Below are 12,134 nucleotides of genomic sequence, written 5' to 3' on the forward strand. Positions count from 1 at the left end.
CAGAAAATATTAGGAATTTATATCTTGTATATATTAAAAGATAAGTTTCTTTCACTTCCTACCTCTTATCCTTTTATTAAATTATTTTTGTAGAAAAAGATAATAGATAAGGAGTATTAATTATACCTTCTATAAATTTTTCAATATTCCTTAAATTTACTTTTGGCAATACAACCATATTTTCATAAAAAAAATATTGATTTGATCTCAAATCATCTTCAATAGTTTGTTTCAATCTAATAGGATCATAAAAATTAAATGTATATAGTTTATCAAATATCTGTATATCTACCTCAAGACATCCCTTCAACTCAATTTCCCAAGCATATTCACAAAAGTCATCAGATAAATTTATAATATAATTTTTCATACAGTTCCTTTAATATTAAAATACTCTTAAGACACTGTTCCAATTTTAAACTTTCATATATAAATTTAACCACAGTAATTTAGATTTAAAAGCCATTTTTTAGTTTCCAAGAGATCTTTTTGAATCTTTCTTTGATCATTTAAATATCTATTATCTATAAAATATTTAACTTGACATAAATTCTTTTTATCATAAAGAGTTAAATCTTTTTCTGATATCCTCTTCATATCTTGCGCAACAAGCAATAAAGGAATATATATATCCACATTTTCATATTTTTGTAACTCTTTAATTATATAGACATAATTAGTTAGATTTACAACAGTTGATGCATTAAAACCTTGCTAAAAATAATACTCCTTATTAATTTCTACAGCTCTACAACCACTAAGAAAAACAATCAAACATACTAAAAAAGGCCTCATATTATTTCCTTTATACAAATAAAACCTCATAACTTTATTTTAAAAATGCTTTTATTTCACATCTTTTTATATAAAAATTTAGAACTGGTTAGTTCCCACATTATATTAACCCATAAGCACAAGCATAGCGCAGTGATGCCTATAGATGATAAATTATAAGACCAGAGTTCTGAACAATACCCGATTCAACAGCTCTTAATATTTACAACCATTTTGTTCTCATTTAAATAAAAACAACCTGAACCATGATAGCCTGCCCCACCATCAATCGAATAATAATATTGAGTATTTAACTTTAGCTGCTTGGGTTTTACAATCTCTTTAAATCCACTTGGTTTAACTCCATAAGTCCATTTATAGGCATAATCATTTTTAAAATTAAACCAACTTATTTCCCTGCTTATCGTAATCTCCCATACTGTTTCTTTCAACGTACCAGCAGGAACAGTACTATTATCCATCACATAAAATCGAAAACCACTATCAAGCTTTTTGGCATCACTTTTAGATAGCTGAAATATAATTCCATTATTAGCATTACCCGAAACAAGTAAATCAACTGTACCAGAGCATGCTACTAACACTGGTATAAATAGTAAGCTATACAAATTCCCCATTACCAGCTGCCTCCAGCACAACGTTTTTTTATAATGTTAGGCAATCTACCTCTAAATATTCCTACAGAAAAATCACCTTGCTGTTCAATATTATATAAAAAAATGGCTTATTATTAACATACTGAAAATCATAAATATTAAATCAGATTTATCCTTAGCCCATATAAAGGCTGAATTTTCAAAGGCGATATGACTTAGCTCTAACGAATCTTTGTCCTGAACCACCTTAAGACTCAAATCTAATTTATTCATATTAACAATTCATCCTTTATTAAAATTATTTACCTAATAATGGATTAAGCATCATATAAAAATGAAAAAATGTACTTGAAAAAATTATCATCCATCTCCCTATAACCTCTCCATTAGTACTTGATTCTGTAATGGGAAAAGTTTCAGAAAATAATCCATTACACCAAGTAGAGATACAAACATAACAACTTAAAAAACTAGCAAAAAAGTATCCATAGTCAATTAATCCCATCTTAACTTGCATAAAAATACTTAATAAAGTTAAAAATAAAATTAAAAAAATTATCTCTTTTTTATGCCTTTTAAGCAGATAAAAGTAAATTTTCTTTAATTTCATATAAGAAGCCCTTAATCTTAAAATTTATATTCAGTGATACTTATTACCATATTCAAACATCTATTTATATTTATTAAATATTCTTGATCACAATTTACCTTAACAATTTAAAAATTTAGTTATAGCCTATATATTTACTATAATTTCCCAATTAACCTTTATACATATTGTTAATAACTAAAAACTGGGTAGATGCCCAGATTTAATTTACTATTATTCTGGAAATATAATCTGACTAGGCTGTACAATAATATTTGGTGGCAATATTTTTAGTTGATTCATAGTTTCAAAAAGCTCTTTTTGATACACAGTTAGGTCAAAAACTAACTCAACCCAGCCATTATTAAATTACACTTCCCAGTAAACTAGGTTGTTCTCATGAGTAACCTTGATATAATCCCAACCGCCATCATCAGCTATACCAGAGACATCTGTAAATATTAGATAAAATCCAGAAGAGTAAATAGATTTTTCTAATTCAGATGGTACAAGTAAGGCGCCTTGATCAACGAATAACTTTAAATCTGATTTATCCCGAAGCCATATAAAGGCTGAATTTTCAAAGGCGATATGATTTATCTCTAACGAATCCCTGCTCTGAACCACCTTAACACTTAAATCTAGTTTATTCATATTAACACTTCATTATTTACAAAAACTATTTATTTAACAATGGATTAATTAAAAAATAAACATGAAAAAATGTACTTGAAAAAATCATCATCCACCTCGCTATGACTTCTCCATTATTACTCGATTCAGTGATTGGTAAAGTTTCTGCAAATATTCCATTGCACCACATATATATACAAGCATAGCAACTCAGGAAAATGACAAAAAAGTATCCATAGTCAATCAAACCCACTTTAACTTGAATGGAAACACTCACTAAAGTAAAAAATAAAATTAAAAAAACTATCTTTTTCTTATGCCTTTCAAGCAGATAAAAGTAAATTTTCTTTAATTTCATGTGAGAAGCCCTTAATCTTAAACTTTATATTCAGTGATACTTACTACCACATTCAAACATCTATTTACATCCTTGATTAATCAATGCGCAATTCTCTATCATTTTATTTAATCCTTATCTATTTTATATTTTATAACCATCTAAATTATTTATAATTTTCAAAAAATTATTGTACGATTCCTCTCTCCCATCATAGAAAAATAAGTCATCAATTTTTTCTAACAAGTAAAAATCACCTATTATTTCTTTAAGCCCATTAAAAACAAAACCTTTTGAATTAGATTTCAACCCTAATGATAATTTTTCAATTAATGAAGAGTGTTTTTCACAATATGAAAATATTTTAATTAAAGAATGAATTTCTTCCTTACAAGGTATATCTACAGTAAGAGTAAGTAAAAAAGCTTTCATATAAAATAAAGTATTCTTTTCAACTTCGGGAAAGCTAACGTATCCCGAAAAACTCTCCTATTAACTCCACTTTGGTTATAAATAATATCATTTTCATTACCATCAGCAGGAAAAATAATATCTTTATTTAATTTAATATAACCCACATAATTATAGGCTACAATATTAATTTCATCCTCACCCATATTAAAATCCCACAATCCATTAATATAAAATAATTTTAACCTCCACCCTTAATGTAAACTCTATTAAGTAATGGAGAAACACCCAATTTCTCTTCTACTATCCAATTCCAAGTATCTTCCTCTTTTAATTTATCAAGAATATAAATGGATACTATCTCATTTCCAGCTTTGTAAAGCTCTTCATTAATAGTTTTTTCTCTTTCACTCGTAAAAACTATATCTTGAAAAATTTCTTTATTCGTTCCATTTACTTTAATTGTAATCATTGTATTCTCCTCTAAAAAAGGATTTTCCTCATTAATCCCAACTATTACTCCTTTCACACAATAAGTTTCTATATTGCCATTTTTGATATTTCCCCACCATTCAGCTGTTGCATATAAACCATTGTCGCCCTTAAGACCCATAGTTGTTCCCTTATCCAACGTAGTTTGCTGTATATTTTTGATATAATTTTCATCCATCAATATTGAAGAAGATGACCTTAAATCAAATACCAACTTATACCCTTGCTCAAGTAGATTTATATCTTCTATTTTTATCATTTTAATATTCTCCTATTCTTACTTATTATGCTGATTTTACATCATTTATCATTTCAAATTTACACCTAACACATTATTTATTATAAAAAAATAGGACTTAATAAATATAAGCCCTATTTCTATAAAAACTGTTTACTTAATCCTTCACTTCAGCCAACAATGTTTCAGCTGCAAGTTTTCCTAAATTATTAGAAGCAAGCGGACTATCACCAGTTAGCAATTTACGGTCTCTATGACATTGACCTGTAATGCCCTTATTTAAAATTTCTACACCGAGTTTTTCAAGGTTTTCACCTACTAGCCAAGGTAAAGCTCCAGGCATATAACCAATATCAATATTTGCTCCTTTATCTAATGAATCAGGGAATACACAAATTTGATAGCCTTTAAAAATATAGTTTTCTGGCTGTTCATCTACTGCCGCAGCAAGTAATGAAGCTGGACCATGACATAATGTAATAATAAATTTATCTTGTTCAACCGCCCATTTAAGAACTTTTTTCACCTCAAGGCTATGTGGGATTTTAGCTAATACGCCATGCCCACCCGGAATAAATACAGCCGCATATGGTGAGTTTTCCCCCACTGCGTTTTCTAAAATATCAGTTAGCTTTAATGGATTTTTTAATTTATCTGCATATTTCTGGAAGGTGTCTAATACAACTTGTTCTTGCTTTGGCATCGCCCACATTTCAAGTTTGGCAGGGTTCCCTGAAAGTGTCGCAACATCAATTTCAAAGCCTGCATTATCTAAATGAAACATCGGTAAAAGCATTTCTACAGGATGGTTACCTGTTGAAAAGAACTTACCGTTTTGCATCTGGATGTAACGCTCATCAGTTGCAATCATTAAAACTTTTTTATTGCCCGCATACGGCGTTGAATAAGTCGTGCCGTCGTAATCGGTTTTAGGAGCAGTATATTGACTTAGTGAATAAGGTGATGGGAAAAAGGCATTATCTTCAGCTAAATCTGGAGTAGGATTTTTATCATCAATATTTGCGGTATTCATTATTACTATCCTTTTTCATCAGTATGGAAAGAAATAATAAGGTAAGAACCAATTGTTATTTCTTACTCAATTTATAGGTGAAGTTATAGAACTGGTGCAATCTGCCAATAGAATTTGGCAATTTTTATAGAGAAATAGGCAGAATTTAGAATTATAAAATTCAGTTTAGGCGAACCTGTCGTTCACCCAAACTTTAATGATTACAGCGTTACGCATTCATTTCTAAAACGATCTTTCCAATATGATCACCTTGTTCCATACATGAGTGAGCACTTTGTACATCTGAAAAAGCATACGTTTTATAGATTTGCGGTAAACATTTACCTTGTGCCAAGAGCGGCCATACATGCTCATGCAAAGATTGTGCAATCTCGGCTTTTTCTTGGCTATTACGTGCTCGCATCGTTGAACCCGTAATTGTGGCACGTTTTAAAATCAGTTTTTGTAAATCAAATTCTTTTGCGATTCGACCACCCATAAAACCAATAATGACAAGTCGGCCATCACGTTTTAATAGATTTAAATTTTTCGTGAAATAAGAACCACCCACAATGTCTAAAATAACATCAACACCTTGGTCTTGAGTATGTTTCAAAATTTCTTGCTCAAAATCTTGGGTTTTATAGTTAATTGCTGTGGTGAAACTCGAGAGTGCTTCAACTTTATCTTCACTACCAACGGTCGCAAAAGTTTTAATTCCTAAAGCTTGGCAAATCGCTAAAGCTGTGGTTCCAATACCACTTGCCCCACCATGAATCAGTGCGGTTTCATCTTTCTTTAAACGGCCAATATCAAATAAATTTGCCCAAACCGTAAAAAATGTTTCCGGAATAGCAGCAGCTTGAGTAAATGATAAATTTTCAGGTATTGGCAATACTTGAGTTGCAGTTACCGCACAGTACTCAGCATAACCACCGCCATTTGTTAGAGCACAAACTTTATCACCAACCTTGAATTGATCGACTTGTTCACCTACAGAAACCACGACACCAGCGACTTCAAGTCCCGGTATTTGAGTAACACCTTTAGGCATTGGATATAATCCCATACGCTGCAAAACGTCAGGACGGTTAATTCCAGCAGCCTTTACCTCAATTAAGACTTCATCTGCTTGAGGTACTGGAAGACTAGCATCTTGAACTTTTAGAACCTCAGGTCCACCAGGAGCCGTAATTTCAATAATTTTCATGGTTGTTGGAAGGGTCATAAAATGCTCCATGTTTGATTTATATTTCAAAATACTAATCTACGTTAAATAATTGAGGACTTGGGTGGAACGCCAAACAGTCGCTTAAATTCTCGGCTAAATTGTGAAGCACTGACATACCCCACTTCATAGGCTGCTTCTGCTACACCCATTTTATTGTTCATGATTAACTCACGAGCCTTATGTAGCCGAGTAATTTTGATGTACTGTAAGGGCGAATAATTCGTCACCTTTTTAAAAGTTTGATGAAAAAGCGAGATGCTCATGCCTGCTTGTTTCGCCAGCTCTTGAACCGTTAAGTTATGATAATAATCACGCTGAATAATTTCACAAATGGTGTAAATCACGCCATTTCTACTTGCTATAACGGACAAACTCTCGACTAGATTGCCACCTGAGGCCTGCACCACACGATAAACCAATTCTCTTTTAACTTGCTCACCTAATATAAAAGTATCTTGTTTAGAGCGAAGTAAATTGAGTAATCTGAGAGCAACCTCTGAAATGGTGACATTCATGTCGATCACTCTAAGTCCACAGCTTAATTTTAAATCTTCTGAATGAGCATCTTCTTCAGTAACCACTTGTTGCTGTTTATCCATTTTAGTAATGAGATCAGCCATCATTTGTGGTTCAAATTTTATTGCAATCGCTAACATGGGTTCATTATTTTCAACAACAGTATCGCAATCAAACGGTATTGCAATTGAAATAAATAAGCACTGCCCTTGTTGAAATTGAAAGATTTCTTTACCAATATATCCTCGCTTTAATCCCTGTATCACTAAAACAATTGAGGGTTCTTGCAGCACAGCAACAGGTGGTGTGGAATGATCTACACGCATCAAAGTGATGTTAGAGATAAAAGTAGGATAGAGACCTTCTGCTGGAGCCAAGTGCAAAAATGCATCGACCAAATGTTCTGTAAGATGATTTTGCGGCATAATTTTATTGTGAGAAGTAATCTAATAATCAATATAACAATGAACCTAAAATGAAAACATCTGTCTTACGTTTACTTTGTATAAATAGGCAATTCAAATCAATTTTTAGGCATAAAAAAACCTAGAACATTCTAGGTTTTTCACTTCATCAGATTATTTAAGCCGATAAATTAAAGAACATTGCTGCAATCAAAATGATTACACCGAGTGCAATTCGATACCAAGCAAATACCCGTAAGGTATGACGCTCTACAAACAGAACCAATGCTTTTACAACAAACAATGCAGCAATAAAAGCAGCAACGAAACCTACCCCAATATTAATCATATTATCGGCAGTCAGTACGTCAGCATTTTTAACCAAGTCAAAAGTTGCAGCACCCAACATGGTTGGCATAGCAAGGAAGAAAGAGAATTCTGTAGCAGCCTTACGTGATAAGCCCGCAAACATTCCCCCTACAATTGTTGCGCCTGAACGTGAAGTTCCCGGAATCATGGCAACACACTGAGCAAGTCCAACTAAAAGCGCTTGTTTAAAAGTAATTTTGGTTGCATCGAGTGTCTTATGTTCAAATTGTCTAGATTCAACCCAGAAAATAATAAGAGCACCGACAATTAAAGCAATCGCCACCACAATTGGGCTGAATAAAACACTTTTAATAAAGTCTACTGCCAAAACCCCAATAATAACTGCTGGGAAGAAAGCAATAAGCACACTGATAGCAAAATGACGTGATTCCACATCACCACTAAAGAAGCCTTTAATCAAGTTAACAATTTTTTGTCGGTATAACCAGCACACTGCCAAAATAGCACCTAACTGGATTACGACCTCAAATACACGACCGCCGTCTGAATGGAAATCGATAATATGACCAAATAAAATTAAATGGCCTGTACTCGAGATTGGTAAAAATTCAGTTAAGCCTTCGACAAAGCCTAAAAACAGTGCTTTTATAACTTCAAAATTTTCCATCACTTGCTCAAAAAGTTAATCACCAGAAAAGTCTAAAAATTTGTTTTATATCATGTATAAACCATAATTTTGGCCTAGTTCATGCCCAATATCAGATCATTTCTAGCATTTGTGGTTATTGCCCTTAGCAAAAGGCGGTTTATTTAAAGGGGAATAATGTATCACATCATCATGACAATCTTAGGTTAACTATCGTAAAAAGATAAACTTGGTTAAGAACTACAAATTTCTCATTCTATAGCTAAAGATTTTTACGCTTATTGACTCTAAAAATGATCTTAAAAAGACATTACAAAAACATGATATTATTTTTCTTACATGCAACTCATATCAAAAATTCTATCTGAATGAAAAATACCAAAATTAATGCACGTCATCTTATTATCGATTTATTTCTTTCCTCAGCTTATCCTCAGCTCACCATTAAACAAATATTGATTGCAGCCAAACTTTTTAATATGAGTGACAACGGTATTCGTGTTGCTACGACGCGGCTATTAAATGAAGGCATGATAGAAAGCGTCGAGCGCGGCATTTATCAACTTTCGCCATCCACCAAAGACTGGGCAAAAGTCATTTTGAATCGTAAAAATGGCATTAAACAGACCAAAGAATGGCAACAGAATTATCTGGCAGTATTTACGGGGACATTAGGGCGTATAGATCGGACTGCTTTAAAAAAGAGAGAACACGCTTTACATCAATTTGGCTTTAGAGAGTTCGAAACTGGTATTTATATACGCCCAGACAATTTAGCCTATAGTTTTGAAAAAACATGTGAAGAACTCACTTTAGCTGGCCTTGAAAATGAAGCCAAAATTTCTATTATTCAAAAATTTGACTCAAAAACAGTTTCGTTAATTCCCTCTTTATGGGATACCAAGCAGCTTGAAGAAAATTATGAGATGTATAGTCAAGATATCCAAGAATGGCTTTTGAATTATAAAAATTTACCCTTAAATGAGGCTGCTACCCAAGCTTTGTTATTAGGACGTGAAACGATTACCTTACTCATGAACGATCCTCTGCTGCCCCCTCCATTTGTTAACGAACATGCCCGTAATCAGTTTGCTCAGAATGTACAGCAGCTCGATTCGATTGGACAAAAACTTTGGCAGAAACTTTATGAAAATGAATTAGCCCATTAAAGAGCGATTTATTTTTTTACAAACAAATATTACACATTTTAAAATTTTATGTTTATATTAGTAATATAAAATATGGATACCAAAATCTGATTTGGGAGAATAAAAATGAATGCACAAGTCAGTGTGACCGATCTCTTTAGTAGAGAAGAAATACAGGAACTCACACAACCCTCAGATGCATATGGTGCTTGGGCTGTTGCAAGTACGTGGGCTGTTATTGGCGGAACATTTGCCAGTTTAATCATGATGTGGGATTACTTACCTAGCTGGGGCAAATTACTTGCTTGTATGCTTGCTTTAGCAATATTGGCTGGTCGCCAGTTATGCCTAGCGATTTTGATGCATGATGCATCGCATAAAAGCTTGTTCAAAAATAAAAAAATAAATGACTTTGTCGGTGAGTGGCTATGCGCCCGTCCGATCTGGAATGATCTACAAAAATATCGCGTACATCATGTTCGTCATCATGCAAAAACGTCTACTCCAGATGACCCAGACCTTTCTTTAGTTTCTGGTTTTCCTGTTAGTAAAAAATCTCTTGCTCGTAAATTCTTACGCGACTTAACGGGTATGACCGGATTAAAGTTTAGCTTTGGTCGAGTGTTAATGGATCTCGATTTAATGAAATGGACGGTTGCAAATGATCAAGTCTGGCTAGACCGAAGTAATAAAGACTTCATTGACTATGCTGAAAGTCTTATAAAAAACAGTAGCGGAGCTATTGCAACCAATGTAGCTCTTTATGGGGTTTTAAAAGCTTTTGGTCAACAACGGTTTTATTGGTTATGGCCTTTAGCTTATTTAACACCCTTCCCATTATTTTTAAGAATTCGCTCCATGGCCGAACACGCAGGGATGCAAACGAGCAATACCGCTTTAACGAATACCCGTACAACACGTGCAGGTTGGATTGCTAGAAGCTTTGTGGCCCCTATTCATGTCAATTACCACATGGAACACCATTTAATGGCTTCGGTACCCTACTTCAAATTGCCGCGCATGCATCGCCTATTGAGAGACCGAGGCCATGTTCCAGCACCACCTAGCTATTTTGAAGTAATTGAATCACTCTCATCTAAGCCAGAACAATCTACTTAATTAACTCAAATGATAAATCAAAGGCCATGAATTTAAATTTATGGCCTTTTAACTTAAATCATCCATCTTATGTTTGGTTTGGAAATATTTAGGCGTAACACCCATCCAGCGCTTAAATGCACGGGTAAAGTGAGAAGTATCGGCATAACCTAGCATTAAAGCGACTTTTTCAATCGACATATTATTTTGAGCTAAAAGTTTCTGGGCCTGCTCTTTTTTCAGTGAGTCTACTAAAAAGGTAAAACTAGTGTGATCAAGAGCTAAATAGCGTTGCAGGGTTCGCTCTGACATATTCATGATTTGAGCAACTTGCCCGACTTTCAATGCCTCAATCTCCCCATTCAAAAGCAATTTTTCAGCAACTTGTTTGACTCGCCCTTTCCAGCCACTTTTTAACTTTAATTTCTCTATATCTCGCTTGCATTGTGCATTTAACAACGGCGCTAGCATTGGGTCCGCCGTTAATACAGGCTGTGCTAAATACTCTTTTGGAAATATCCAACGATTACACTTTTGATTAAATAAACAAGTGACAGCCAGTTTATGACCTATTTGTGAAAAACCTATCGGTTCTTGCATTTGTAATTCAACTTTTCCTAAATGAGAAAGTCCTGTTAATTTTTTTGCAATTTGAACAAAACCAACTAACAAAAAAATGTTGGCATTTGAGCTCAACTGAAATGTATTAACGGGCTGATGAATTGACCAACATGCGTCATTATTTTCTTGTTTTAATTCCGGTTTAAAGACCTTACAACGTGAGCCAATGAACTGTTCAAGAATTTTCAGCGCTTCCCCTAAGTTTGGAGAAACTATGGCGGCCATTCCGACTGAACCATAACATGAAGCTGTCATGTTTAAAGCTAAATACCCAGCTAATGCTGGCTCTTTGCATAACTCGATGGCCCGTTCAATAAGCTCATTTAAGATGTTGAACTCAACATACCAGTAGGGCTTTTTTAATTGATCTAAGGTTATTCCACTTCCATCTAAAAGTTGCTCACCAGAGACACCCCACCGCTTAACAGTCTCGACGATTAAATTAATATAAGTTCCGGGTAATTCTGGATTCATGAGCAACCCATTGAGCAAAATAAAATGGCGCGAAATGGTAAAAACTGTCAGTTCATGAACTATGCCATGCTTTTAAATTGATGCATAGTTATTCAAAACAAAATCCGCTGAATTGCACTAGACAGCACAATTTCTGAAAAGAATACAGGTCACCTTATGAACATTCTGATTGTCCATGCTCATCCAGAACCACAGTCTTTTACTGCTGCTCTAAAAAGTACAGCTAAACAAACCTTAGAAAAATTGGGGCACACAGTAGAGATTTCAGATTTATATACGATGCAATTTAACCCTGTTGCGTCCAAAGAGGATTTCCTAGAGCTTAACCAACCTGATTATTTTAACTATGCCCTCGAACAAAGAAATGCCAGCAAAAATCAACTTCTAGCTCCAGATATTCAAGCAGAAATTGAAAAAGTAAAAAAAGCTGATTTAGTTATTTTAAATTTCCCACTTTATTGGACATCTGTTCCAGCAATTTTAAAGGGCTGGATTGATCGTGTGTTCGTCTCTGGCTTGTTTTATGGCGGTAAGCGGTTTTATAACCACGGCGGCATGGCAGG

15 protein-coding genes are annotated in these 12,134 nt (G+C 33.8%); 3 read left to right on the top strand and 12 right to left on the bottom strand.

The genetic code is table 11. The features are described 5' to 3' along the window. Positions 1-76 precede the first annotated feature (76 nt). From UC75_RS15025 to UC75_RS15085, 11 genes are all read right to left on the bottom strand, one after another. Positions 77-370 carry a hypothetical protein gene (locus UC75_RS15025; protein WP_049838046.1) on the bottom strand — a complete coding sequence of 98 codons (294 nt, stop codon included), beginning with the start codon at positions 368-370 and terminating at the stop codon, positions 77-79. 610 nt (positions 371-980) lie between these two features. Next, positions 981-1,412 (bottom strand): hypothetical protein, encoded by a 432-nt coding sequence (locus UC75_RS15035; protein ID WP_049838047.1) that lies wholly within the window; start codon positions 1,410-1,412, stop codon positions 981-983. A gap of 277 nt (positions 1,413-1,689) precedes the next feature. Continuing rightward, positions 1,690-2,001, bottom strand: a complete 312-nt coding sequence (locus tag UC75_RS15040; RefSeq protein ID WP_049838048.1) for a hypothetical protein — start codon at positions 1,999-2,001, stop codon at positions 1,690-1,692. A 348-nt stretch (positions 2,002-2,349) separates the two neighbouring features. Next, positions 2,350-2,634 carry a hypothetical protein gene (locus UC75_RS15045; protein ID WP_228137412.1) on the bottom strand — a complete coding sequence of 95 codons (285 nt, stop codon included), beginning with the start codon at positions 2,632-2,634 and terminating at the stop codon, positions 2,350-2,352. A 460-nt stretch (positions 2,635-3,094) separates the two neighbouring features. Next, positions 3,095-3,382, bottom strand: a complete 288-nt coding sequence (locus UC75_RS15055; protein WP_049838050.1) for a hypothetical protein — start codon at positions 3,380-3,382, stop codon at positions 3,095-3,097. Next, positions 3,379-3,567 (bottom strand): hypothetical protein, encoded by a 189-nt coding sequence (locus UC75_RS15060; RefSeq protein WP_049838051.1) that lies wholly within the window; start codon positions 3,565-3,567, stop codon positions 3,379-3,381. Before UC75_RS15060 ends, UC75_RS15055 begins: the two co-directional genes overlap by 4 nt. A gap of 35 nt (positions 3,568-3,602) precedes the next feature. Next, positions 3,603-4,112, bottom strand: a complete 510-nt coding sequence (locus UC75_RS15065) for a hypothetical protein (protein ID WP_049838052.1) — start codon at positions 4,110-4,112, stop codon at positions 3,603-3,605. A 136-nt stretch (positions 4,113-4,248) separates the two neighbouring features. Then, positions 4,249-5,124, bottom strand: coding sequence for a glyoxalase III HchA (hchA, locus tag UC75_RS15070; RefSeq protein ID WP_013196940.1), 876 nt, complete (start codon positions 5,122-5,124; stop codon positions 4,249-4,251). Between the two features lie 208 nt (positions 5,125-5,332). Beyond that, the gene (locus UC75_RS15075; RefSeq protein ID WP_128825309.1) at positions 5,333-6,343 is read right to left on the bottom strand and encodes an NAD(P)H-quinone oxidoreductase; all 1,011 of its coding nucleotides are present in this window, start codon (positions 6,341-6,343) and stop codon (positions 5,333-5,335) included. A gap of 32 nt (positions 6,344-6,375) precedes the next feature. Then, the gene (locus UC75_RS15080) at positions 6,376-7,275 is read right to left on the bottom strand and encodes an AraC family transcriptional regulator (protein WP_049838054.1); all 900 of its coding nucleotides are present in this window, start codon (positions 7,273-7,275) and stop codon (positions 6,376-6,378) included. Positions 7,276-7,432: 157 nt separating this feature from the next. Continuing rightward, entirely contained in the window at positions 7,433-8,251 is an 819-nt protein-coding gene (locus tag UC75_RS15085) for an undecaprenyl-diphosphate phosphatase (RefSeq protein WP_016137097.1), read from the bottom strand. Positions 8,252-8,598: 347 nt separating this feature from the next. Here UC75_RS15085 and UC75_RS15090 point away from each other — a divergent pair, with 347 nt between their 5' ends. Further along, positions 8,599-9,399, top strand: a complete 801-nt coding sequence (locus tag UC75_RS15090; RefSeq protein WP_049838055.1) for a PaaX family transcriptional regulator C-terminal domain-containing protein — start codon at positions 8,599-8,601, stop codon at positions 9,397-9,399. A gap of 105 nt (positions 9,400-9,504) precedes the next feature. Next, positions 9,505-10,497 carry a fatty acid desaturase family protein gene (locus UC75_RS15095; protein ID WP_049838056.1) on the top strand — a complete coding sequence of 331 codons (993 nt, stop codon included), beginning with the start codon at positions 9,505-9,507 and terminating at the stop codon, positions 10,495-10,497. Positions 10,498-10,545: 48 nt separating this feature from the next. On the opposite strand, the gene UC75_RS15100 is transcribed toward UC75_RS15095, so the two are convergent. Continuing rightward, entirely contained in the window at positions 10,546-11,571 is a 1,026-nt protein-coding gene (locus UC75_RS15100) for an AraC family transcriptional regulator (RefSeq protein WP_049838057.1), read from the bottom strand. Positions 11,572-11,727: 156 nt separating this feature from the next. Here UC75_RS15100 and UC75_RS21930 point away from each other — a divergent pair. Further along, a partial coding sequence (locus UC75_RS21930; RefSeq protein WP_228137413.1) for an NAD(P)H-dependent oxidoreductase occupies positions 11,728-12,134 on the top strand: 407 nt, incomplete at its 3' end.

This window comes from Acinetobacter sp. V2, assembly GCF_001188385.1.
GTDB classification, from domain to species: domain Bacteria; phylum Pseudomonadota; class Gammaproteobacteria; order Pseudomonadales; family Moraxellaceae; genus Acinetobacter; species Acinetobacter oleivorans.